General features: G+C 56.2%; 18 protein-coding genes. 12 read left to right on the top strand and 6 right to left on the bottom strand.

Going from position 1 to position 23,678, the window contains the following annotated elements:
• Positions 1-213 precede the first annotated feature (213 nt).
• The 9 genes from sdhA (at position 214) to ACVBEJ_RS05960 (ending at position 12,139) form a co-directional block, all read left to right on the top strand.
• Positions 214-1,986, top strand: coding sequence for a succinate dehydrogenase flavoprotein subunit (gene sdhA / locus ACVBEJ_RS06000; protein WP_447128705.1), 1,773 nt, complete (start codon positions 214-216; stop codon positions 1,984-1,986).
• A gap of 15 nt (positions 1,987-2,001) precedes the next feature.
• Entirely contained in the window at positions 2,002-2,706 is a 705-nt protein-coding gene (locus ACVBEJ_RS05995) for a succinate dehydrogenase iron-sulfur subunit (RefSeq protein ID WP_447128704.1), read from the top strand.
• Between the two features lie 122 nt (positions 2,707-2,828).
• Positions 2,829-5,660, top strand: a complete 2,832-nt coding sequence (locus ACVBEJ_RS05990; RefSeq protein WP_447128703.1) for a 2-oxoglutarate dehydrogenase E1 component — start codon at positions 2,829-2,831, stop codon at positions 5,658-5,660.
• 40 nt (positions 5,661-5,700) lie between these two features.
• Entirely contained in the window at positions 5,701-6,906 is a 1,206-nt protein-coding gene (gene odhB, locus ACVBEJ_RS05985; protein ID WP_447128702.1) for a 2-oxoglutarate dehydrogenase complex dihydrolipoyllysine-residue succinyltransferase, read from the top strand.
• 172 nt (positions 6,907-7,078) lie between these two features.
• A complete protein-coding gene (lpdA, locus tag ACVBEJ_RS05980) occupies positions 7,079-8,515 on the top strand; it encodes a dihydrolipoyl dehydrogenase (protein ID WP_447128701.1) in 1,437 nt (478 codons plus the stop codon).
• A gap of 245 nt (positions 8,516-8,760) precedes the next feature.
• Positions 8,761-9,930, top strand: a complete 1,170-nt coding sequence (gene sucC, locus ACVBEJ_RS05975) for an ADP-forming succinate--CoA ligase subunit beta (protein WP_447128700.1) — start codon at positions 8,761-8,763, stop codon at positions 9,928-9,930.
• A 1-nt stretch (position 9,931) separates the two neighbouring features.
• Positions 9,932-10,804, top strand: coding sequence for a succinate--CoA ligase subunit alpha (gene sucD, locus ACVBEJ_RS05970; RefSeq protein ID WP_447128699.1), 873 nt, complete (start codon positions 9,932-9,934; stop codon positions 10,802-10,804).
• A gap of 225 nt (positions 10,805-11,029) precedes the next feature.
• Positions 11,030-11,704, top strand: coding sequence for an alpha/beta hydrolase (locus ACVBEJ_RS05965; protein WP_447128698.1), 675 nt, complete (start codon positions 11,030-11,032; stop codon positions 11,702-11,704).
• Positions 11,705-11,797: 93 nt separating this feature from the next.
• The gene (locus ACVBEJ_RS05960) at positions 11,798-12,139 is read left to right on the top strand and encodes a hypothetical protein (protein ID WP_447128697.1); all 342 of its coding nucleotides are present in this window, start codon (positions 11,798-11,800) and stop codon (positions 12,137-12,139) included.
• Here ACVBEJ_RS05960 and maiA read toward each other — a convergent pair.
• The 5 genes from maiA to metG all read right to left on the bottom strand — a co-directional run bounded on the left by maiA (position 12,136) and on the right by metG (position 19,175).
• Positions 12,136-12,780: a maleylacetoacetate isomerase gene (gene maiA, locus ACVBEJ_RS05955; protein ID WP_447128696.1), complete on the bottom strand. Its 645-nt coding sequence runs from the start codon at positions 12,778-12,780 to the stop codon at positions 12,136-12,138. The two genes, ACVBEJ_RS05960 and maiA, sit on opposite strands and share 4 nt — an antisense overlap.
• 258 nt (positions 12,781-13,038) lie before the next feature.
• Positions 13,039-14,352, bottom strand: coding sequence for a fumarylacetoacetase (gene fahA / locus ACVBEJ_RS05950; protein ID WP_447128695.1), 1,314 nt, complete (start codon positions 14,350-14,352; stop codon positions 13,039-13,041).
• A 100-nt stretch (positions 14,353-14,452) separates the two neighbouring features.
• On the bottom strand, positions 14,453-15,760 hold the full coding sequence (gene hmgA / locus ACVBEJ_RS05945) for a homogentisate 1,2-dioxygenase (protein WP_447128694.1): 1,308 nt from the start codon (positions 15,758-15,760) through the stop codon (positions 14,453-14,455).
• 131 nt (positions 15,761-15,891) lie between these two features.
• Complete coding sequence (gene hppD, locus ACVBEJ_RS05940; RefSeq protein ID WP_447128693.1) at positions 15,892-16,971, bottom strand: 4-hydroxyphenylpyruvate dioxygenase; 1,080 nt, start codon at positions 16,969-16,971, stop codon at positions 15,892-15,894.
• Between the two features lie 179 nt (positions 16,972-17,150).
• Positions 17,151-19,175: a methionine--tRNA ligase gene (gene metG, locus ACVBEJ_RS05935; RefSeq protein ID WP_447128692.1), complete on the bottom strand. Its 2,025-nt coding sequence runs from the start codon at positions 19,173-19,175 to the stop codon at positions 17,151-17,153.
• Positions 19,176-19,259: 84 nt separating this feature from the next.
• On the opposite strand from metG, the gene apbC reads away from it, so the two are divergent.
• Both apbC and ACVBEJ_RS05925 read left to right on the top strand, forming a co-directional pair.
• Complete coding sequence (gene apbC / locus ACVBEJ_RS05930; protein WP_447128691.1) at positions 19,260-20,078, top strand: iron-sulfur cluster carrier protein ApbC; 819 nt, start codon at positions 19,260-19,262, stop codon at positions 20,076-20,078.
• A gap of 124 nt (positions 20,079-20,202) precedes the next feature.
• Positions 20,203-20,676 (top strand): deoxycytidylate deaminase, encoded by a 474-nt coding sequence (locus tag ACVBEJ_RS05925; RefSeq protein ID WP_447128690.1) that lies wholly within the window; start codon positions 20,203-20,205, stop codon positions 20,674-20,676.
• Positions 20,677-20,790: 114 nt separating this feature from the next.
• Here ACVBEJ_RS05925 and ACVBEJ_RS05920 read toward each other — a convergent pair whose 3' ends face one another.
• Positions 20,791-22,176 (bottom strand): SPOR domain-containing protein, encoded by a 1,386-nt coding sequence (locus ACVBEJ_RS05920; RefSeq protein ID WP_447128689.1) that lies wholly within the window; start codon positions 22,174-22,176, stop codon positions 20,791-20,793.
• A gap of 121 nt (positions 22,177-22,297) precedes the next feature.
• On the opposite strand from ACVBEJ_RS05920, the gene ACVBEJ_RS05915 reads away from it, so the two are divergent.
• Positions 22,298-23,659 carry a flagellar hook-length control protein FliK gene (locus tag ACVBEJ_RS05915; RefSeq protein WP_447128688.1) on the top strand — a complete coding sequence of 454 codons (1,362 nt, stop codon included), beginning with the start codon at positions 22,298-22,300 and terminating at the stop codon, positions 23,657-23,659.
• Positions 23,660-23,678: the final 19 nt, after the last annotated feature.

Raw genomic sequence — 23,678 nt, 5'->3', positions numbered from 1 at the left:
TTTGTAATGGCCTTGTAACGATCCTATAATCAGCCGGCTTTAAAGGGGTGGGGGCTTTTGCGGAAAGTCTGGAAAACCCCATGGCAAAACACATAAAGAGCCATTTGTAAGGGTCTGCCGGCATCCCATATCCGCCACTGTTGGAGTCTGAGAAGGCGTCCATCCAGATCCCGATACATTGACAACAGCGTAATCCGAGGGGATACAAAACCCATGGCTGATATAAGAACTATTGAATTTGACGGTATTGTTGTGGGCGGTGGTGGTGCCGGCATGCGCGCGGCGCTGCAGATGGCACAATCCGGCTTTAACACTGCCGTGATCACCAAAGTATTCCCCACCCGTTCGCACACGGTATCTGCCCAGGGTGGCATTACCTGCGCCATTGCCAGCGCCGACCCCAACGACGACTGGCGTTGGCACATGTACGACACCGTAAAAGGTTCGGACTATATCGGCGACCAGGACGCCATTGAATACATGTGTCAGGTTGGCCCGGAAACCGTGTTTGAACTGGAACACATGGGCTTGCCGTTCTCCCGCACCGAAGAAGGCCGCATCTACCAGCGCCCTTTTGGTGGCCAGTCCAAAGAGTTTGGCGAAGGTGGCCAGGCGGCACGCACCTGTGCCGCCGCTGACCGCACCGGTCACGCCCTGTTGCACACCCTGTATCAGAGCAACCTGAAAAACAACACCACCTTCCTGAATGAATGGTTTGCGGTTGATCTGGTGAAGAATGGCTCCGGTGCGGTGGTGGGTGTTATCGCCATCAATATCGAAGACGGCGAAGTGGTGTACGTAAAATCCAAAGCCACAGTATTTGCCACTGGCGGCGCTGGCCGCATCTACGCCTCCACCACCAATGCCCACATCAATACCGGTGACGGTATTGGCATGGCCCTGCGCGCCGGCTTCCCGATGCAGGATATGGAAATGTGGCAGTTCCACCCCACCGGTATTGCCGGTGCCGGCGTGTTGGTGACCGAGGGCTGTCGCGGCGAAGGCGGCTACCTGATTAACAAGGACGGCGAGCGCTTTATGGAGCGTTACGCCCCCAACGCCAAAGACCTGGCCGGGCGCGATGTGGTGGCCCGTTCCATGGTTCTGGAAATTCTCGATGGCCGCGGCTGTGGCGAGAACGGCGATCACGTTTACCTGAAACTGGATCACCTGGGTGAAGAAGTGCTCAACAGCCGTCTGCCCGGCATTATGGAGCTTTCCAAAACCTTCGCTCACACCGACCCGGCGAAAGACCCGATTCCGGTGGTGCCTACCTGTCACTACATGATGGGTGGCATTCCCACCAACGTAAATGGCCAGGCGCTGACCCAGGATGAAAACGGCAACGACGTGGTTATTCCCGGCTTCTACGCCTGTGGCGAGGCCGCCTGTGTATCGGTGCACGGTGCCAACCGCCTGGGTGGTAACTCATTGCTGGACCTGGTGGTGTTTGGCCGCGCCTCCGGCCTGTTTATCGAGAAACAGCTGCGCGAAGGCATTGAGCTGGACGATGCCAGCGCTGCCGACATCGACGCAGCCATGGCGCGCCTCAACCGCGTCAACAGCAGCAACGATGGCGAAGGCGCCGCCGAGCTGCGGGCCGAGCTGCAGAGCATCATGCAGAATCACTTTGGCGTGTTCCGCCGTGGCGACTTTATGAAAGAGGGCATCGAAAAGCTGGCAGCGCTGCGCACCCGTATTGAGAATGTGCGCCTGGACGACAAAAGCGCCGCTTTCAACACCGCCCGTATCGAAGCCCTGGAATTGCAAAACCTGCTGGAAGTGGCGGAAGCAACGGCAGTGGCGGCGGAAGAACGCAAGGAATCTCGCGGCGCTCACGCCCGCGAAGACTTCCAGGAACGCGACGACGACAGCTGGCTGTGCCACTCCCTGTACTTCCCGCAAGACAAGCGGGTGGCCAAGAGGGAGGTGAACTTTACGCCCAACACCGTCGATACCTTCAAACCCAAAGCACGTACTTACTAAGAGGGGATGAGCACAATGTTGAAAGTTGAAATCTACCGCTACAACCCCGAAACCGACAGCGCCCCTTATATGAAAAGCTATGAGGTGGATACCAAGGGTCGCGACCTGATGGTGTTGGACGTATTGGAATTGCTCAAGGCCCAGGACAGCAGCCTGGCCTATCGCCGTTCCTGCCGGGAAGGGGTATGTGGCTCTGACGGCATGAACATGAACGGCAAAAACGGCCTGGCCTGCATCAAGCCGCTGTCGGAAGTGGCCCCCAAAGGCAAGCTGGTACTGCGCCCGCTGCCCGGCCTGCCCGTGATTCGCGACCTGGTTGTGGACATGAGCCAGTTCTACGCCCAGTACAAAAAGGTGGAACCCTACCTGCAGAACGATACCCCGGTGGAGGGTGTTGAGCGCAAACAGTCCCCGCAAGATCGCGAGAAACTGGACGGCCTGTACGAATGTATTTTGTGCGCCTGCTGCTCCACCTCCTGCCCGTCGTTCTGGTGGAACCCGGACAAGTTTATCGGCCCTGCGGGGCTGTTGCAGTCTTACCGTTTCCTGGCGGACAGCCGCGATACCGCCACCGCACAGCGGCTGGAAAATTTAAGTGACCCTTTCAGCGTATTCCGCTGTCATACCATCCAGAATTGCGTGGCGGTGTGCCCCAAGGGACTCAACCCCACCAAAGCCATTGGCCATATCCGCCATATGCTGCTGTCCAACAAGGGCTGATTCCGGGTGGTGGGTTAGGCTTCGCTAATCCACCCTGCAAAATTATGGCAAGTCGCACGTAGGGCGGATTAGCAAAGCGTAATCCGCCTGACTTTTTAAAGAGTTTTGAGGGAAATCTAACGATGCCAGAAAGCATCATGGATCAGTTTATCCGCAGCAGCCATTTTTCCGGTGGCAATGCCGACTACGTGGAAGCGCTCTACGAAAATTACCTGCACGACCCCAATGCCGTGCCCGGCGAGTGGCGCGCCTTTTTTGATTCTTTGCCCCGCGTCAATGGTGCAGGCCCGGATACTTCCCACGCCACCGTTCAACAGCATTTTGAATTGTTGGGGCGGCGCAAGGCGCGCATGACGCCGGCCCCCGGTTCCGGCGGGGTCAATATCGAATACGAGCGCAAGCAGGTCAAAGTTCTGCAATTGATCAGCGCCTACCGCTCGCGCGGTCATCTCAAGGCAAAGCTGGACCCTCTGGGTCTCGCCCGGCGCCCCGGTTCACCGGATCTGGATTTGCAATTCCACGGCCTCAACAACGCCGACCTGGACACCACTTTCCAAACCGGCTCCCTGTTTATTGGCAAAGACGAAGCCACTCTGCGGGAAATTGTTCAGTCCCTGGAAGAAACTTATTGCGGCAGCGTTGGCCCGGAAGTGGGTTACATCACCGACCTGTCGGAAAAGCGCTGGCTGCAGCAGCGGGTGGAAAGCGTACATTCGCGCCCCAACTACGACAGCAGCGCGCGCATCGATGTTTTGCAGCGGCTCACCGCCGCTGAAGGTCTGGAAAAACACCTGGACTCCAAATACCCCGGTACCAAACGCTTTGGCCTGGAGGGGGGTGAGAGCCTGATTCCCATGCTCGACGGCCTGATTCGTCGCGCCGGTGAGTACGGTGCCAAGGAAATCGTGCTGGGCATGGCCCACCGCGGTCGCCTCAATGTGCTGGTGAATGTGCTGGGTAAAAATCCGGCAGAGCTGTTCGAGGAGTTTGAAGGCAAAAAGCTGGTCAACACCTCCGGCGATGTGAAATACCACCAGGGCTTCTCGTCCAATGTGCTGACCCCCGGTGGCGAAGTGCATCTGGCGCTGGCCTTTAACCCCTCGCACCTGGAAATTGCCTCGCCGGTAGTGGAAGGTTCCTGCCGCGCCCGTATGGATCGCCGCAACGACCCGCAAGGTCGCCAGGTGGTGCCCATTTTGATCCACGGCGATGCCGCTTTTGCCGGTCAGGGTGTGGTGATGGAAACCTTCCAGATGTCACAGACCCGGGCCTACAAGACCGGGGGTTCCATCCACATCGTGCTCAACAATCAGGTGGGTTTTACCACCAGTCGCAAAGAAGATGCCCGCTCCACCGAATACTCCACAGAAATCGCCAAGATGGTGCAGGCGCCCATTATTCATGTGAATGGCGATGACCCGGATGCGGTGATGTTTGCCACTTTGCTGGCCATGGATTACCGCTACGAATTCAAGAAAGACATTGTGCTCGACCTGGTGTGCTACCGCCGCCGTGGTCACAACGAAACCGATGAGCCCTCGGCTACCCAGCCGTTGATGTACAAAAAAATCCGCAGCCACAAAACCACGCGTGCCCTGTACGCAGAGCAACTGGTAACGGAAGGGGTTATCTCAGAGGCCCAGGGAGCACAGCTTCTCAACGATTACCGCTCGGCGCTGGATAACGGCGAAGACGTGACTCACAACCTGGTGGTTGAACCCAGAGAAGTGATGCATTTCGACTGGAGTCCTTACCTGGGCCACGACTGGCAGGTTGCCGGCGATACCAGTTACGACCTGCATAAACTGCAGGATGTGGCCAAGCGTATCAGCAGTGTGCCCGACGGCATTGTGGTGCAGCGCCAGGTGAACAAGATTTACGACGACCGCCGAAAAATGGCGGGCGGTGCGCTGCCGCTCAACTGGGGTATGGCGGAACTGTTGGCTTACGCGACCCTGTTGGAGCAGGGCTACCAGGTGCGCATGACCGGCCAGGACATTGGTCGCGGCACCTTCTCTCACCGTCATGCGGTGGTGCACAACCAGAAGGATGGTGAATCGTACATTCCCCTGAAACACCTGGCTGACGACCAACCCCGGTTTGATATTTACGACTCCTTTTTATCGGAAGAAGCGGTGCTCGCCTTTGAATACGGCTACGCCACTACACACCCCAATGGCCTGACCATCTGGGAGGCCCAGTTCGGTGACTTTGCCAACGGCGCCCAGGTGGTGATCGACCAGTTTATTACCAGTGGTGAGCACAAGTGGGGGCGCCTGTGCGGGCTCACCATGCTGTTGCCTCACGGCTACGAAGGGCAGGGGCCGGAGCACTCCTCCGCCCGTTTGGAGCGCTATCTGCAACTCTGTGCGGAACACAATATTCAGGTGTGCATACCCACTACGCCGGCTCAGGTATTCCACATGCTGCGCCGCCAGGCCATTCGGCCCATGCGCCGTCCATTGGTGGTGATGAGCCCGAAATGGATTCTGCGTCACAAGTTGGCCACCTCATCTCTGGAAGACTTGGCCAATGGCTGCTTCCACTCGGTGATTGGCGACAATCAGGTAGACCCGGCAAAGGTGAAACGCCTGGTGATGTGCAGCGGCAAGGTGTACTACCATCTGCTTGAGGAGCGCATGGAGCAAGGCACTGAAGACGTGGCCCTGGTGCGCCTGGAACAGCTGTATCCTTTCCCGGACGAGGAATTGTCTGCGGTAATCAGCCAGTTCAAGAACCTGACCTCGGTTGTCTGGTGTCAGGAGGAGCCGGTGAACCAGGGTGCCTGGTACAGCAGTCAACACCACATGCGCCGCATTTTGAACAAGTTCTACCCGGATATTTATCTTGACTATGTGGGCCGTGACGCTTCGGCGGCACCGGCGGCGGGCTATATGTCCACCCACCTGGAAGAACAGCAACGCTTTGTACACGCAGCTCTTACCGTTGGGTAAGAATGCAAATTAACAACTAAAACCCGTAAGGAACAAGTCAATGTCAGTCGAAATCAAGGCCCCGACATTCCCCGAATCGGTCCAGGAGGGCTCCATTGCCACCTGGCACAAACAGCCGGGCGAGGCGGTCAGCCGCGATGACCTGTTGGTGGATATCGAAACCGACAAAGTGGTGCTGGAAGTGGTGGCCCCCCAGGATGGAGTGCTTCAGGAAGTCCTCAAGGGCGAGGGCGACACTGTTCTCAGCAACGAGGTTATCGCCCGCATTGAAGCCGGTGCCGCCGCCGCGCCGACAGCCGCTTCAGCTGAACAGGCTCCCCAGGCTGAGGCACCGGCTGCCGCTGGTGAAAAAACCGTGAGCCCGGCGGCGCGCAAGCTGGCTGAAGAGCGGGGCATCGACCCGCAGCAGATTGCTGGCACCGGCAAAAATGGCCTGGTTACCAAGGAAGACGTGGTGGCCTACCAGGTACCAGCTGCGCCGGTGGCTCCCGCCGCCGCCGCTGCTCCCGCTGCTGCTGCCGAACCTGAAGTGATGCCCGGTGAGCGCATTGAAAAACGTGTGCCCATGAACCGCATGCGCGCCCGTATTGCCGAGCGCCTGCTGGATGTGACCCAGAACACCGCCATGCTCACCACCTTTAACGAAGTGGACATGCACCGGGTAATGGACTTGCGCAGCCAGTTCAAAGACCAGTTCACCAAAATCCACGACGGCACCCGTCTGGGCTTTATGGGCTTTTTTGTACGCGCCGCGGTGGAAGCCCTGAAACGCTTCCCCTCCGTGAACGCTTCCATCGACGGCAATGATATTGTCTATCACGGCTATCAGGATGTGGGTGTGGCGGTATCCACCGAACGCGGTCTGGTGGTGCCGGTTCTGCGCGATGCCAACATGATGAGCATTGCCAATATCGAAGCCAAAATCGCTGAACTGGGCGGCAAGGCCCGGGACGGCAAGCTCACCATTGAAGAAATGACTGGTGGTACATTCACAATTACCAATGGCGGCGTGTTTGGTTCGCTGCTATCCACCCCCATTCTCAACTCCCCGCAGACGGCGATCCTGGGAATGCACAGCATTCAGCAGCGCCCGGTGGCAGAGAATGGCGAAGTGGTGATTCGCCCCATGATGTATCTGGCCCTGTCTTATGATCACCGCCTGATCGACGGCAAAGAAGCGGTGCAGTTCCTGGTGGCGATTAAAGAGATGATTGAGAATCCGGCCAAGATTCTGCTGGAGATTTAACCGGCCCGTCATCCCCGCGACAAATCTTTGATTTGAGCAGGCGCAAGCCGTAGAACGCAGGGGTCCATCTTGAAAAGAGCTGCAAAGCCATGGATTCCCGCCTTCGCGGGAATGATGAAAGGCAGTATTTTACTTTAAGTTACATATGTAGCTATTTGATTAGGAAGGAAAAATGTCTGAAAAATACGATGTGATTGTGATTGGCTCCGGCCCGGCGGGGTATGTGGCTGCCATTCGCGCTGCACAGTTGGGGCTCAAGACTGCCTGTGTGGAAAAGTGGCAGAAAGATGGCAAGCAGGTAAACGGCGGCACCTGTTTGAACGTGGGTTGTATTCCTTCCAAGGCGTTGCTGGACAGCTCTCACAAATACCACGATGTAGCCCACAGCTACAAAAACCACGGCATTGGCACCGGTGAAGTGAGCGTGGACGTGCCGGCCATGATTGCCCGCAAAGAGAAAATTGTTGCTCAAATGGCCGGTGGTATCACCCAGCTGTTTAAAGCCAACGGCGTGACTTCTGTATTTGGCTCGGGCCGCCTGCTGGCGGGCCACAAGGTTGAGGTCACTGCCCCGGATGGCGGTGTGCAGGTTCTGGACGCAGACAATGTGATCATTGCCACCGGCTCTCAGCCCATCAATATCCCCGTTGCTTCGGTGGACAATGAGGTCATCATTGACTCCACCGGCGCCCTGGAACTGCAGGAAGTACCAACGCGCCTGGGCATTATCGGTGCCGGTGTTATCGGCCTTGAATTGGGCAGCGTCTGGAGCCGGTTGGGTTCCGAAGTGGTGGTGCTGGAAGCGCTGCCGGACTTCCTGGCCATGATGGACAAGCAAATCGCCAAGGAATCCCTGAAAATCTTCAAAAAGCAGGGCCTGGATATTCGCATGGGCGCCCGGGTAACCGGTAGTGAGGTGAAAGACGGCCAGGTAACCGTAAGCTACGAAAACGGCGATGGCACTCAACAGGAAACCTTCGACAAACTGATTGTGTGCGTGGGTCGACGCCCCTACACCGAGGGTCTGTTGGCCCCGGACAGCGGCGTCAACCTGGATGAGCGCGGCTTTATTTTTGTCGACGACTACTGCGCCACCAACGCCCCGGGCGTGTGGGCGGTGGGCGATGTGGTGCGCGGCCCGATGCTGGCTCACAAAGGCTCGGAAGAAGGCGTTATGGTGGCGGAGCGCATCGCCGGTCAGAAGACCGCCATGAACTATGACATCATCCCCAATGTGATATACACCCATCCGGAAATTGCCTCTGTCGGTCTTACCGAAGAAGAAGTGAAACAGTCCGGTGAGCCTTACAATGTGGGCACCTTCCCGTTTGTGGCCATTGGCCGCGCGGTGGCTGCGGACGCCGCCGAGGGCATGGTGAAAATGGTGGCCCACGCGGACACCGACCGTATTCTCGGCTGCCATATCGTTGGCCCCAGCGCTTCTGATCTGGTGCAACAGGTGGCAATTGCCATGGAATTCGGCTCCAGTGCCGAAGACATCGGCATGACCGTATTCGGTCACCCCACTTTCTCCGAAGCGGTGAAAGAGGCAGCCCTGGCTGTGCATGGCCATGCCATTCACATGCCCAATCGCAAGAAAAGGAAGTAAAGATTGTAGTGCGGTGTGTGATTCGATTGTGCACGCTGAATATCGCGGTCGCACGTCGCACGTCTGACGTCGCACGCTAAAGCCATCGCAACATTGTCATCCTGAGCGCAGCGAAGGGTCTCGCAGTTCAAGCAAACTATGAGATTCTTCGCTGCGCTCAGAATGACAGAGCTCGAGTGACTTTTAGCGTGCGACGTGCGACGTGAAGCGTGCGACCACAAATATCCATCCAGAGATTAGAAGTTATGAACCTACACGAATATCAAGGGAAGCAGCTGTTCGCCGAATACGGTTTGCCGGTTTCCGCTGGCATTGCCTGCGAAACCGCCTCCGAAGCGGTAGCGGCAGCCAAAGAAATTGGTGGCGACACCTGGGTTGTTAAAGCCCAGGTTCACGCCGGTGGTCGCGGCAAAGCCGGTGGCGTAAAACTGGTGTCCAGCTACGACGACGTAGAGGCTTTCGCCAAGCAGTGGCTGGGTAAAAACCTGGTGACCTACCAGACCGATGCCAATGGCCAGCCGGTCAGCCGCATTCTGGTGGAAACCTGCACCGATATTGCCAACGAACTGTACCTGGGTGCAGTGGTCGACCGCTCCACTCGCCGCATCGTTTTCATGGCTTCTACCGAAGGTGGTGTTGAGATTGAGAAGGTGGCGGAAGAAACCCCTGAGAAAATTCTCAAGGCAGAAATCGACCCGCTGGTAGGCGCACAGCCTTACCAGGGCCGCGACCTGGCGTTCCGCTTGGGCCTGGAAGGGGTGCAAGTGAAGCAATTTACCCAGATATTCCTGGGGCTGGCGCAAATGTTCCAGGAAAAAGACCTGGCGCTGCTGGAGATCAACCCGCTGGTGATCACCGACGAAGGCAATCTGCACTGCCTGGATGCCAAGGTGGTGATCGACTCCAACGCCCTGTATCGCCAGAAAGCCATCAAAGAGATGCACGACCCTTCACAGGAAGATGCTCGCGAAGCCCACGCCGCTCAGTGGGACCTCAACTACGTGGCTCTGGACGGCAACATTGGCTGCATGGTGAACGGTGCTGGCCTGGCCATGGGTACCATGGACATTGTCAAACTGCACGGCGGACAACCGGCCAACTTCCTCGACGTGGGTGGCGGCGCTACCAAAGAGCGGGTGATCGAAGCCTTTAAAATCATCCTTTCCGACGACAGTGTGGAAGCGGTGCTGATCAACATCTTCGGCGGCATCGTGCGCTGCGACCTGATTGCCGAAGGCGTGATTGGCGCGGTGGAAGAAGTGGGCGTAAAAGTACCCGTAGTGGTTCGTCTGGAAGGCAACAACGCCGAACTGGGTGCCAAGGTGCTGGCAGAAAGTGGTTTGAACATTATTGCCGCCACCAGTCTGACGGACGCGGCACAGCAAGCAGTAAAAGCTGCGGCGGGGGACAAGTAACATGAGTATTTTGATCGACAAAAACACCAAAGTGATCTGCCAGGGCTTTACCGGTGCGCAGGGTACCTTCCACTCCGAACAGGCCATTGAATACGGCACAAATATGGTGGGCGGCGTTACCCCGGGCAAAGGCGGTCAACAACACCTGGGCCTGCCGGTATTCAATACCGTTGCCGAAGCGGTAAACGCCACTGGCGCTGACGCCTCGGTAATCTACGTACCGGCGCCGTTCTGTAAAGACTCCATTCTGGAAGCGGCCAATGCCGGTATCAAACTGATCGTCTGCATCACCGAAGGCATTCCCACCTTGGACATGCTGGAAGCGAAAGTGAAGTGCGACGAACTGGGCGCTCGTTTAATCGGCCCCAACTGCCCCGGTGTCATCACTCCCGGCGAGTGCAAAATCGGCATTATGCCCGGCCACATTCATCAGCCCGGTAAAGTGGGTATCGTGTCTCGCTCCGGCACCTTGACCTACGAAGCGGTCAAGCAAACCACCGACTTCGGTTTTGGCCAGTCCACCTGTGTGGGTATTGGCGGTGACCCGATTCCCGGCTCCAACTTTATCGACGTTCTGGAAATGTTTGAAAAAGACCCTGCCACCGAAGCCATCGTGATGATTGGCGAAATCGGCGGCACCGCTGAGGAAGAAGCGGCGGCGTACATCAAAGCGAACGTCAGCAAGCCAGTGGTTTCCTACATCGCCGGTGTAACCGCACCTCCCGGAAAACGCATGGGCCACGCCGGTGCCATTATCTCCGGTGGTAAAGGCACCGCCGACGAGAAATTCGCCGCTCTGCAGGATGCCGGTGTAAAAACCGTTCGCAGTCTGGCGGATATTGGCGAAGGGCTGAAGGAAATTACCGGTTGGTAATTGTTTGACGTTGGAAGTTAGACGTTAGACGGAAAGGCAGCCTGCGGGCTGCCTTTTTTGTGCCAACTCGTCATTGCGAGTCGCGCAACGACGTGGCAATCTCCTGCCATCCAAGTGCCGCTCTTTACGACAGTCATTCTGAGCGTAGCGATGAATCTCTTTGTTGATTCGAAGCAAGAGATCCTTCGCTACGCTCAGCATGACAAATTACAAAAAGGAAAACCCGTGCAAGACCTTCAATATATCCAGGTTGAAACTGCCCCCAACCCAACCGCCGCTGTTATCTGGCTGCATGGCCTGGGAGCTAACGGCCACGACTTTGAACCGGTAGTGCCGGAATTAAAGTTACCCAGTGATCTCACGGTGCGTTTTATTTTTCCCCACGCGCCGCAAATGCCCGTCACCATAAACGGCGGCTACGTGATGCCCGCCTGGTACGATATTCTGGAAATGAATATCGATCGCAAAGTGGATGATGTACAGCTACGCGCCTCAGCGGATGCGGTGGAAAAGCTGGTGGAGCAGCAGATAGAGCAAGGCATCGACAGCCGCCGCATTATTCTGGCGGGCTTCTCCCAGGGCGGAGCAGTGGCTTACGAATTGGCCTTACGTCATAGCAGGCCTCTGGGTGGACTACTGGCGCTGTCTACTTATTTTGCCACTGCCGATAGTATTGAGTTTTCCGAAGCCAATAAGAATTTGCCTATCCAAATAATGCATGGCACTCGCGACCCGGTAGTGCCGGAGATGTTGGGGCAAAAAGCCAATCAGTTATTGCGGGATAAAGGCTATTTGGTGGATTACAAAACTTACCCCATTGAACACAATGTCAGCCTGCCGGAGATTTTGGATATAGGGGAGTGGTTGAAACAAACACTCCGTCATTGCGAGGGAGCGTAGCGACCGCGGCAATCTCGTGGCTTTGGTACTTTGTAGATGGAGATCGCCGCGCTGCGCTCGCGATGACGGGTTATGCTTGATTCTGGAAAAATAATGACAGTGAAGGTTTTTTTAAGGTGTATTTGGGTTAGCTTTTGTCTTGCTATTGTAGCTTCTTTATTTACGACAGCCGTGTTCACAACTCCTGCCGATATTCCGATAGTTGTTGAAGACCAAAATCAGCTGGATAAATTGAAGCAGATAAATTCAAGGACGCCGATAGTAGATATAATCTCGGTGCCCAGGCGTCAGCTCAAAGGCTGGGAGTTGGTTAAATATATCTTTTCGGATTTTGATTTTTTCTTGCTGTACTTTAAATCAACGTTAATTTTCTTTAGTTGCATGCTGGTCGCTACCACAGCGACCAGTTACTTAAATACCAGGCAATCTAATTAATCCGCATCTGACTGATTTTCCGGCAGCGCTTTTTTAAATGCTTCAAGTGTATTGCAGTGCTGCCAAATGGATTTCAGGGTGGGGTGTTGTTCCATGTCCACCTTAAACCGCAAGGCGTTGTAAATCTGCGGAATCAGCACTACATCCGCCAGTGTTACCTGTTCGCCAAATAAAAATTTGCCGTTGCTGCCATATTTATTTGTCTGGGTTTCCAGTGCCGCAAAGCCTTTGTTTATCCAGTGGTGAATCCACTGTACTTTGTGTTCGTCGCTGGCACCCAGTTCGCCGGTGATCTGTTTCAGCACGCGCAGGTTGCAGATGGGGTGAATATCGCAGGCGATGTCGTTGGCCAGGGCGAGCACCTGGGCACGCGCGGCGGCATCTGTAGGAAGCAGGGAAGGCTGGGGAAATTTGTGCTCGATGTAATCGAGAATGGCCATGGACTGGTTTAGCACCAGGTCACCATCCACCAGAGTCGGTACCAGTTGCGCCGCATTTATGGCGGTGTAGTCATCACTGAATTGCTGACCGCCATCTTTCACCAGGTGTACAGACTCTTGCTCGTAGTCCACGTCTTTCAGGTTGAGGGCGATGCGGCAGCGGTAAGCGGCGGAGGAGCGCCAGTAGCCGTAGAGTTTCATTTTGTGTCCTGTTGTTTGGGTGCCACTAAGACAGTACAGCTGTATCGGTGACAAAACTATTCTTAACAACAGGCCGCACGTCGCATGTCGGACGTTGCACGCTAAGACCAAGCACTTCGTCATCCCCGCGAAGGCGGGGATCCATGCATCTGACGAAGTAGCCAGATGGATTCCCGCTTTCGCGGGAATGACGTTCTTTAAACAAGGCTCGTTGGATTTAGCGTGCGAGGTGCGACGTCAGACGTGCGACCAAGGCAACTACAAATTGGCAGGCAAGACTGTGCCAACCACTTCGCCAAAACCAATACGCACCGCGCCATCGCGCTCACAGTAGCCGCGCATTATCACGCTGTCGCCGTCGTTGAGGAAGGTGCGCTGTTCGCCATTGGGCAGGGTAATGGCTTCTTTACCGCCGCGGCTCAGTTCCAGCAGGGAGCCCGCTTCTTCGTGCTCGGGGCCGGATTGGGTGCCGGAGCCGAGCAGATCGCCGGGTTGCATGGCGCAGCCATTCACGGTGTGGTGGGCCACCATTTGGGCCACGGTCCAGTAGCTGTGTTTAAAACTGGATTCGCTCAATTTGGCCGGGGCGTCACCGGTGTTGCGCATTTGCTCGGTTTCGATCAGGCATTCCAGTTGAATGTCCATGCCGCCGCTTGTGTTATTGAAATCGCTGGTCAGGTAGGGCAGCGGTTGCGGGTCTTCTTCCGGGCGGGTAAAGGCGCTGCGGAAGGGTGCCAGTGCCTCGGTGGTGATGATCCATGGGGATACGGTGGAGGCAAAGTTTTTCGCCAGGAATGGGCCCAGGGGTTGGTATTCCCAGGCTTGCAGGTCGCGGGCAGACCAGTCGTTGAACAGGCACAGGCCGAATACGTGGTCTTCGGCATTTTCAATGTCTACGCGTTCGCCCAGGGCGTTGCCTTCACCGATGTAAATGCCCATTTCCAGTTCGTAGTCCATGCGCTTGCAGGGCCCAAAGCTGGGTTCTGCGGCGTCCGGCGCTTTGGTTTGACCCACCGGGCGCGGAAAGCTCTGGCCGGATACGTCAACAGTTGAAGCGCGACCGTGGTAGCCGATGGGTACCCACTTGTAGTTGGGCAGCAGCGGGTTGTCCGGGCGGAACAGGCTGCCCACGGCGGTGGCGTGGTGAATGGAGGTGTAGAAGTCGGTGTAGTCACCAATCACGCAGGGCAGGTCGTATTCCACCTCGGCCATGGGGACAAGACACGGTTCTATCTGGGCCTGTTGTTCGGAGCCGGTGCGCAGGGCGCGGGACAGGGCCAGGCGCAGGGCAGAGTTGGCGTCTTTGCCCATGCCCATCAATATATTCAGCATGGGCAGCGCGGCGGCTTCGCAGGTTTCCTGAGCGTAGTCATCGAGAATGTCGGCGTCCGCCAGGGCCTGCATATCGATCACTTGATCGCCGATGGCAACACCACCGCGAAACTCTTCGTCGCTGTCGGCGCGGCGGAATACCGCAAATGGCAGGTTTTGGATGGGAAAGTCGCTGCCCTGGGCAGATGTGACCCAGCTGGTGTGGGAAGGGTCGTGGGTTTCATTGAGCAGGTTAGTCATTATGTACTCTCGATTGTTGTCATTCTGAGCGCAGCGAAGAATCTCAGTGTTGGGTCTAGCTACGAGATCCTTCGCTGCGCTCAGGATGACATGTTGTCAGTTAGGGGTTGCCGTCAAAATGCTTGTTCAGCCCGTTCCAGCAATCCAGGTAATCCTGTTGCCGCTGCTCACATTCCAGCGCGTATTTAGTGGGCTGAATCACGTAGCGGGATTCAAACATAAAGGCCATTGTAGCCTCTTGCTTTTCCGGCACCAGTTCGCAGTTGCTGGCTTTTTCAAACACCGCTGCTTCCGGGCCGTGGGGCGACATGCAATTGTGCAGGCTGGAGCCGCCGGGTACAAAGCCTTCTTCTTTGGCATCGTACACGCCATAAATCAGGCCCATGTACTCGCTCATTACGTTGCGGTGGTACCAGGGGGGGCGGAAGGTGTTTTCGCCCACCATCCAGCGGGGCGGGAAGATAACAAAGTCCAGGTTGGCCACTCCGGGAGTGTCCGATAGCGACGACAACACCGTAAAGATGGACGGGTCCGGGTGGTCGTAGCTGATGGTGCCCATGGCGTTAAAGCGTTCTAGGTCGTACTTATAGGGAGCGGAGTTGCCCACCCAGGCGACCACGTCCAGAGGGGAGTGTTTGATGTCGCAACGGAACAGATTGCCGCCGAATTTGCACACCAGTTCAAAGTCCCCTTCCCGGTCTTCGTAGGCGGCCACCGGGTATTTGAAATCCCGGTCGTTGGCGTAGCCATCAGAGCCTACCGGCCCTCGTTCGGGCAGTACCATGGGGGCGCCGTAGTTTTCGCACAGGTAGCCGCGCGCCTGTTCATCCAGCAGTTCCACACGGAATTTGATGCCGCGGGGGATAACGGCAATTTCACCGGCTTTGATGGCCACAATGCCGCACTCTGTATGCAGTGCCAGGGCGCCCATTTGCGGCACAAACAGCAGTTCGCCATCGGCGTTGTAGAAGAAGCGGTCTTCCATGGAGCGATTGATGCGATAGTGATGAATGCCAATACCTGCCTGTGCACCCAGGTCGCCGTTGGCGGCCATGGTTACCAGGCCATCGACAAAGTCGGTGGGCTCTGCGGGAATCGGCAGGGGGTTCCAGCGGTACATGGTGGGCGGTGTTACCACTTCGGTAATGGGGGCACTGCGCACCAGGCCTTGATCGATCTGCCGGTAATCGCCCTGGGCCACGGAAGGGCGAATGCGGTAAAACCAGGTGCGGCGATTCTGGTGGCGCGGTGCGGTAAATGCGGTGCTGGTGAATTTTTCCGCGTACAGGCCGTAGGCCACTTTTTGCGGCGAAAACATGCCCTGGGGCAGGGCGCCTTCCAGAGCTTCGGTTTCGTGTTCGTTGTCGAAACCGGAGAGGTATTGCAGGTCGTCGTATTGGTGGCTCATACGAGGATTCCTTCGTTGTTTTTTGAAGCCGTCATTGCGAGGAGCAAAGCGACGCGGCAATCTCCATCAGGTTGCTGCTATATCGAATGAGATTGCTTCGCTGCGCTCGCAATGACGGGGTGTACTACCTATCAGTCCAGAACGCCGCGGCGAATCTGGTCTTCTTCGATGGATTCAAACAGTGCCTGGAAGTTGCCTTCACCAAAGCCGTCGTTGCCTTTGCGCTGGATGATTTCAAAGAATACCGGGCCGATCACGGTTTGGGTGAAAATCTGCAGCAGCAGGCCGGAGGTTTCCGGGTCGCCGTCGATCAGAATTTGCAGTTCGCGCATGTCGTCGACATTTTCTTTGTGGCCTGGCACGCGGCTGTCTACTTTCTCGTAGTAGGTGTCCGGCGTGGGCATAAAGTCCATGCCTTTGGCGCGCAGGTTGCGAACGGTCTGGTAGATGTTGTCAGTCGACAGGGCGATATGCTGAATGCCTTCGCCATTGTATTCACGCAGGTATTCGGCGATTTGTGACTTGTCGTCGGAAGATTCGTTCAGCGGAATGCGGATTTTGCCACAGGGCGCGGTCATGGCTTTGGACACCAGGCCGGTTTTTTTGCCGGTGATGTCAAAGAAGCGGATTTCGCGGAAGTTGCCGATGTTTTCGTAGAAGCTGGCCCAGGTTTCCATGTTGCCGGTGTGTACATTGTGGGTCAGGTGATCCAGGTCCAGCAGGCCACCTTCGTTGGCGGCAACGGTGTCTTTCCAGCCGTCGTAGAATTTGAAGTCCACGTCATAGATTTCGCCGTTGTCGCCATAGCGGTCAACAAAGTACAGGGTGCTGTGGCCGATGCCGTACACAGCGGGAATGTGCAGTTCCATGGCGCCAACGTCAGACTTGAACAGCTCAGCTCCCTGCTGCAGGGCGTATTGGTGGGCGACTGAAGCATCTTTTACGCGAAATGCCATGCCGCACACGCTGTGGCCGTGTTTTTCGGCGAAGTCGGCGGCCTGGGAGGAGGGCTGGGCATTGATAATAAAGTTGATGTCGCCCTGCTTGTAGAGCCAGGCTTCCTTGCTGCGGTGTTTGGCAACTTCAGAGAAGCCCAGCAGTTTTAACAGCTCTTTTAACCCGGCAATGCCTTCGGCGGTGGGAGCTGTGTATTCAACAAATTCAAAACCGTCGGTTCCAAGGGGGTTTTCGGTGGCGAGTTGTACGCTCATTTTTTGACCTCTGGGCTAGTTCTTCAATTGGCTGGGGAAAGGGCGGATTTTCTCAAAACCGGCTTTTGTCTGCCTAGTGAAAAGACTGTTTCAGGGGCTTTTTGGTGTTTTTGAAGTTGTAAAGTTAATCTTACAGTGTGGCTGTGAAAGTGCCTATTGCGGGTGTTTCACAAGTGCCTTTAAGTCACTCGTTGCCCCGGCAGCGCACCAGAATCTGGCGTCAGTAGATAAATTCCCTTGCCATCGCCAGCCGCCAGCACCATACCTTCCGACACACCAAAGCGCATTTTGCGCGGTGCCAGGTTAGCCACCATCACGGTCAGGCGACCTTCCAGGTCTTCCGGTTTGTAGCTGGACTTAATGCCGGAAAACACATTGCGGGTGCGGGTGTCGCCGATATCCAGAGTCAGTTGCAGCAGTTTGTCAGCCCCTTCTACATGGTCGGCTTTGACAATTTTGGCAACCCGCAAATCCACTTTGATAAAGTCATCAAAGCTGATTTCTGTGGCCAGTGGCTCGTCCGCCAGTGGTCCATCCTGGGGTGCTGTGTCAGTCGGGTCGGCTGTATCTTCTTTTCCAGCTTCCACCATGGCGTCTACCTTGTCTTTTTCGATGCGTTGCATCAGCGGTTTGAATTTATTGATGGCGTGGCTCAGCAGTGGCTGTAAACCTTCGCTCCAGGAAAGTGAGTCGTTGAGGAAGGCTTCGGACTGTTGTGCCATGGTGGGCAGCACCGGCTTCAGGTAGAGCATCAGGGCGCGGAACATATTGATACCCAGCGAGCAGATACCCAGCACTTCGTCGCCACTGCCTTCTTGCTTGGCCAGTTTCCAGGGTTCTTTGGCGGCGATGTATTCGTTGGCGGCATCCGCCAGCGCCATAATTTCGCGCATGGCTTTGCCGAACTCGCGGTTTTCATAGTGCTCGGCGATCACCGGCTCCGCATCCACAAATTTCTGCCACAGTTGTGGCTCGATGATGCTGTCTGCCATAACGCCGCCGGATTTTTTCACAAAACCGGCGCAACGACTGGCGATGTTCACCACTTTGCCCACCAGGTCCGAGTTTACCCGTTGTACAAAATCGTCCAGGTTCAAATCCAGGTCGTCTACGCCATTGGTGAGTTTGGCGGCGTAGTAGTAGCGCAGGGGTTCCGGCGGCAGGTGGTCGAGCCAGGTGCGGGCATTGATAAAGGTGCCGCGAGACTTGGACATTTTTTTGCCGTTGACGGTGACAAAACCGTGGGCGTTCACTTTGGTGGGCGTGCGGAACTGGGCGCTGGTCAACATGGCCGGCCAGAACAGGGCGTGGAAGTTAATAATGTCTTTGCCGATAAAGTGATACAGCTCGGCGCTGGAGTCACTGCCCCAATACTCGTCAAAGTTCAGACTTTGCCTTTCACACAGCACTTTAAAGCTGGCCATATAGCCGATGGGGGCGTCCAGCCATACGTAGAAATATTTGCCCGGCGCATCGGGAATTTCAAAGCCGAAGTAGGGAGCATCGCGGCTGATATCCCATTCCTGCAAACCGGATTCCAACCATTCGCCGAGCTTGTTGGCCACTTCTTCCTGCAGGTGCCCGGCGCGAGTCCAGTCTGTTAAAAATTGCTCGAATTCCGGCAGTTTGAAAAAGTAGTGGGTGGATTCTTTTTCAATGGGTGTGGCCCCGGAGATAGCGGATACCGGGTTGATCAATTCGGTGGGCGAATAGGTGGCACCGCAGGCTTCGCAGTTGTCGCCGTACTGGTCTTCGGTTTTGCACTTCGGGCAGGTGCCTTTGATATAGCGCTCTGCCAGAAATAAGCCCTTTTCCGGGTCAAACGCCTGTTTGATTTCCCGTTTGGCGATGTGGTTATTTTCACGCAGGCGGTTGTATATCAGGTTCGATAGCTCGCGATTTTCTTTCGAGTGAGTGGAGTGGTAGTTGTCAAAAGCGATCTGAAAATCTCCGAAATCCTCCAGGTGTTCTTTTTGGATGTTGGCGATATGCTCCTCGGAGCTAATGCCCAGCTGCTCGGCTTTCAACATAATGGACGTGCCGTGGGCATCGTCGGCGCAAACGTAGTAACATTCGTGGCCGCGCAAGCGCTGGAAGCGGGTCCAGATGTCGGTCTGGATGGCTTCCATCATATGACCAAGGTGAATGGAACCGTTGGCGTAGGGCAGGGCGCTGGTGACCAGGATTTTGCGACGATCTGACATTGCTGGGTGACTTCTCTGTACAGTGTGAAAGACGCGCAACTATACCGTTTTTACGGTGGATTTTCAGGATTTCTAAGGCACAAGATGAGTGATTTTCCCGAAGGCTTAAAAGCTGTCCGATACATAATTGCCGTGGCATCCGGCAAAGGTGGCGTGGGCAAATCCACCACCGCAGTCAATCTGGCTCTGGCGTTACAGGCGCAAGGGCACGCCGCAGGTATTCTGGATGCGGATATCTACGGCCCCAGCCAGCCACTGATGCTGGGTGTCGCTGAGGGTGCCCGTCCGCAGGTGGTCGACGGCAATACATTTATGCCCATAGACGCTCACGGCCTGAAAACCATGTCACTGGGCTATCTGCTGGAAGACAAAGCTCCTGCGGTATGGCGCGGCCCTATGGCCAGCGGCGCGCTACAGCAGATGTTGGGGCAAACCCGCTGGGGTGAGCTGGACTGCCTGGTTGTGGATATGCCACCGGGTACGGGCGATATCCAGTTGACCCTGGCGCAGAAGGTGCCGGTGAGTGGCGCGGTGATTGTCACCACCCCCCAGGACATCGCTTTGCTGGACGCGGAAAAAGGCATCGAGATGTTTCGCAAGGTTAACATTCCGGTAATCGGAGTGGTGGAAAATATGGCCCTGCATACCTGCAGCCAGTGCGGTCACATCGAACATATTTTTGGTGAAGGCGGTGGTGAACGCATTGCCCGGGACTACCAAACTGAATTGCTGGGGGCGCTGCCACTGGATCGCGCCATTCGCGAGCAAACAGACAGTGGCAACCCCACGGTAGTGGCCGAACCCGATGGGCAGGTGGCAGGCATCTATCACGATATTGCCCGTAAATTGATAGTGCAACTGCAACAAACAGATGCTGCAGTGCCGGAAATTGAAATTAATTGAAACACCCACTGTCATCCTGAGCCGCGCAGCGGCGTGAGGATCTCACAAGTTTGCAGCTACGAGATCCTGGCGGTCGCTTCGCTCCCTCAGGATGACAGGGATCGAGACTGGATGAGGAACAACCATGCGACCAGACTGGGACGATTACTTTATTGCCATGATGGACACGGTGGCCACCCGCGCCACCTGCGACCGGGGTCGTTCCGGTTGCATTATTGTCAAAGACCGGCAAATTATCGCCACCGGCTACGTGGGCTCGCCTTCCGGCTTGCCTCACTGCGATGACGTTGGCCATTTGATGAAGCAGGTAATCGACGACGACGGCACCATTCGCCAGCACTGCATGCGCACCATCCATGCAGAGCAGAATGCCATCTGCCAGGCGGCCAAGCACGGTATTCCATTAGCGGGCAGTACCCTGTACTGCAAAATGGAACCCTGCCGGGTGTGCGCCATGTTGATTATCAGCTGCGGTATTCAAAAAGTCGTGGCCAAATCCATGTACCACGCCGCCCAGGAAACCCGGGAAATGTTTGCCCAGGCAGGGGTGGAGCTGGTGGTTCTTGAACAGGCGATTGAGGATTACGCCAATCAGTGATTGTTAGCTGCGTGCGATTTGTCATCCTGAGCGCAGCGAAGGATCTCATAAATTGCAGTAAACACGGGATTCTTCGCTGCGCTCAGAATGACGGGCATTCGCAATCCGTAGCGATCAGTCTATTTTCCGCACAATCAACCCACTCATTCCCAGCCCATTTTGCAAACGCAGGGCCGCTTGCTCGGCGGCGCCTTGGCTGCTGTAGCCAACGGCTCGTACCCGGTACAGGGTACGCCCCTGGGAAGGGTAGGATTCCACTCTGGTATCGGTGCCCAGTGCCTTGGCTTTGCTCACCAGATTCAGGGCATTATCGCGGTTGGAGAGTGAGGCAATGTTGATCACCCAGCCGGTGGGTTTGGGTATTTCGGTCACCGGTTTGCTGGCTGCCACCGGGGGTGCAGCTTTGGTTTGCTGCTTGAGTGTGGCAATGGCAGATTGCAGTTCCTTTTGCTGTTGTTGCACCTTTTGCTGTAACTGGCTGAGTTGTTTTTGCAGTTGCGTAATCTCACCGCTTTGGTTGCTATTGCCGGTTGTGAGTGATTGCTGTAAACGGCTTTCCAGCGCTTGATAGTTGTTTTCCAAACGGGACAGGCGCGCCTCCTGAGCGCTGCTATCGATGGCGGGGCTGTCCATCTGTTTAACTTCATTGTTCAAGGACGCCAGTTGCTCCTTTACAGCGGAAAGCTGGATCATGCTCCAGGCTGCCAACAGTACCGCCATGGCCAGCAGGGTCCACAAAGTCAGGCTACTCACGCCGATAGGAGCTTGCTGGCGACGGGCAAATTCCGGTGGTGCAACCTGCGGAGCGGGTTCGACTTGCGGTGAGGTTTGCTGGCCGGGGCGCAGGTAATTTGCTTCTGATCGCTCTGTGACTGGCTGTTGAGGCATTGGTTTTTGTTGTGATACGGGCGATGCCGCGCGGCGGGTTTCATGGCGGGGCTGGCTGGGGATTGCCTTGTTGCTGGCTTCCCTGGGTTTTACGTTTGCCTGTTTTGTGCCGGGAAAGGCCTTGTTTTCGGCTGCTTGCCGATTGTTGTCAGAGGGCGTTTGAGAGTCTGCCTGTGCACGCCTGGCTGGTGCCAGAAACGGGTTGTCCTCAGAGAGTGTTTTGCTTGCTTCGCTGCTGCTGGCAAAAGGGTTTCGCACTGCTTGAGAGTCGGATTTTTCCCGATTGGCCGGTTTTTTATCCAGCCTGGGTTTTTCGCTGACGGCTGTTTGTGCCGGGCCATTGTTTATTGCGCTATTGTCTGCTGGACCATTGTCTGCCGGACCATTGTCGCGAATTTTGTCCAGGCTACTGCTCAGATGACGGTTGCGTTTGCGATCCAGGGGTTCAAAGTCTTCTTCCTCAAAAGCCAGTTCGTCGTCGTCCAGTTCGCTGCCTGCATCCATCAGTGGCTCCAGGCGCTCATCCGGGTCTGCGAAGGGGTTTTTGTGGTTTTTTTTGCCTGGCTTGGCGGTTGCTACTGGATCCGCATTGTCGTCATCAAAAATGCTCATGGAGATTCCCTGTGGAATTCGGGTTAATAAACCGCCATTTATGCCGCTAAAGTTTAGTCAGCAACAGGTCGAGAAAATAAAAAGGTAATTATCGCACAGGTGCCAGGAGATTTTGTAACCCATGCTGGGGGAAATAACGCTTACCGGGTTGACCTCCCAGGGGGCGATAAACAGTCAGCTCCACAATTGGCGCGTGGGGCAAGTTCTGGAAGCGGTGGTGTTGGCGCGCCCGGCTGCGGAACGGCTGCAATTGCGCATTGGCAATACCCAGCTGGAAGCCCGCAGCCAGGCGCCGATTCAGGCCGGTGACCGGGTGTTGCTCAGAGTGTTGAGTGCGGGTACAACGCCGACATTGCAGGTGGTGCCAGCGGCCGTGGCCAGTGGTAGCGCCAGTGAATTGGTGAATCAGGCGCTGCGCCAGTTGTTGCCCCGGCAGTTGCCGACGGAAAAAGTGCTTAACAATTTATTGGCTATTCTGGAAGGCAGGCCACAAGCGAAGCCCGAGAGTGGAGTCCAGAGAGACCGGTTGCCCGCTCGCACCCGCGGCCTGATAGAAACCTTGCTGGCACGGATTCCCAGTGGCGAAAAACTCGCTGACCACACCCGTCTGCAGCAGTTGGTGCAGGACTCAGGATTGTTCAATGAACAGCGTCAGGCCCAGCGCGGCAGCGAAGGTACACAAAGGGATGTCAAGCAGGCGCTGGTGCAGCTGGCGCGCCATTTGGCTATTCAAAAGCCTGCAAGCACTGATGGCGCGACAGCGGTGAAAACTGCAACGCCCACTGGCGCCAGTACTGCAACCCCAACTGGCCCTGCATCGCCTGGGGCAACACCAGACGCGAGCAGCCTTGCCACAGGGACGGCGCAGTCTGCAGAGGGCGCCAAATCTCAAGCGCCAGCACAGCAGCAACTGTTGGCAGCGGAGCCCGCTCGCCAACCGCATCAGTCGTTGACACAACCAGGAGTGCAAAAGGAAGGGCCGCTGAATCAGTCTGCCAGTCAGACACAAATGGTTAGCGCCCAGGATTTGCAGCGTTTGGTTGAAGGGGCCATTGCCCGCATTGTTTCGCAGCAGGTGCAAAGCCTGCCGCAGCCGGGACAGGAAGTGGCTCGCTGGGTTTTTGAATTGCCCTATCGCCAGGGAGAGGAATTCCACAGTCTGCCTATGGTAATTGAGCGGGAAGCCAGTGGCGGTGATGATGCCAAACTGCAACCGGGCTGGCAGGTGGAGCTGGTTTTCGAACTGGCTGAATTGGGTCAAATACGAGCCAAGGTGCTGTTGCGCGGCGACAAGGTATCGGCATCACTGTGGGCGCAAGAAGATGACACAGCGCAACTGGCAAAGGCGGAGTTGCCCGTGCTGGAAACCGCTCTGGTGGCCAGTGGCCTGAACGTGGGTGCGCTGGTGTGTCGTCAGGGCAAACCTGCGGATCAGCAAGTGCCAATGAATTCAATCGACAGCCTGCTGGATTACCGCATATAGGCCGCGTATGGGAAGTACC

The sequence above is a fragment of the Porticoccus sp. GXU_MW_L64 genome (assembly GCF_052983295.1).
The sequence above is the reverse complement of the archived record's forward strand: the minus strand, read 5'-3'. Positions and strand labels throughout refer to the sequence as shown.

Excerpts from the sequence above, each read along its gene's own strand:
- sdhA (WP_447128705.1), top strand. The coding sequence starts at position 214 with ATGGCTGATATAAGAACTATTGAATTTGACGGTATTGTTGTGGGCGGT.
- ACVBEJ_RS05995 (WP_447128704.1), top strand. The coding sequence starts at position 2,002 with ATGTTGAAAGTTGAAATCTACCGCTACAACCCCGAAACCGACAGCGCC.
- ACVBEJ_RS05990 (WP_447128703.1), top strand. The coding sequence starts at position 2,829 with ATGCCAGAAAGCATCATGGATCAGTTTATCCGCAGCAGCCATTTTTCC.
- odhB (WP_447128702.1), top strand. The coding sequence starts at position 5,701 with ATGTCAGTCGAAATCAAGGCCCCGACATTCCCCGAATCGGTCCAGGAG.
- lpdA (WP_447128701.1), top strand. The coding sequence starts at position 7,079 with ATGTCTGAAAAATACGATGTGATTGTGATTGGCTCCGGCCCGGCGGGG.
- sucC (WP_447128700.1), top strand. The coding sequence starts at position 8,761 with ATGAACCTACACGAATATCAAGGGAAGCAGCTGTTCGCCGAATACGGT.
- sucD (WP_447128699.1), top strand. The coding sequence starts at position 9,932 with ATGAGTATTTTGATCGACAAAAACACCAAAGTGATCTGCCAGGGCTTT.
- ACVBEJ_RS05960 (WP_447128697.1), top strand. The coding sequence starts at position 11,798 with ATGACAGTGAAGGTTTTTTTAAGGTGTATTTGGGTTAGCTTTTGTCTT.
- maiA (WP_447128696.1), bottom strand. The coding sequence starts at position 12,780 with ATGAAACTCTACGGCTACTGGCGCTCCTCCGCCGCTTACCGCTGCCGC.
- fahA (WP_447128695.1), bottom strand. The coding sequence starts at position 14,352 with ATGACTAACCTGCTCAATGAAACCCACGACCCTTCCCACACCAGCTGG.
- hmgA (WP_447128694.1), bottom strand. The coding sequence starts at position 15,760 with ATGAGCCACCAATACGACGACCTGCAATACCTCTCCGGTTTCGACAAC.
- hppD (WP_447128693.1), bottom strand. The coding sequence starts at position 16,971 with ATGAGCGTACAACTCGCCACCGAAAACCCCCTTGGAACCGACGGTTTT.
- metG (WP_447128692.1), bottom strand. The coding sequence starts at position 19,175 with ATGTCAGATCGTCGCAAAATCCTGGTCACCAGCGCCCTGCCCTACGCC.
- apbC (WP_447128691.1), top strand. The coding sequence starts at position 19,260 with ATGAGTGATTTTCCCGAAGGCTTAAAAGCTGTCCGATACATAATTGCC.
- ACVBEJ_RS05925 (WP_447128690.1), top strand. The coding sequence starts at position 20,203 with ATGCGACCAGACTGGGACGATTACTTTATTGCCATGATGGACACGGTG.
- ACVBEJ_RS05920 (WP_447128689.1), bottom strand. The coding sequence starts at position 22,176 with ATGAGCATTTTTGATGACGACAATGCGGATCCAGTAGCAACCGCCAAG.
- ACVBEJ_RS05915 (WP_447128688.1), top strand. The coding sequence starts at position 22,298 with ATGCTGGGGGAAATAACGCTTACCGGGTTGACCTCCCAGGGGGCGATA.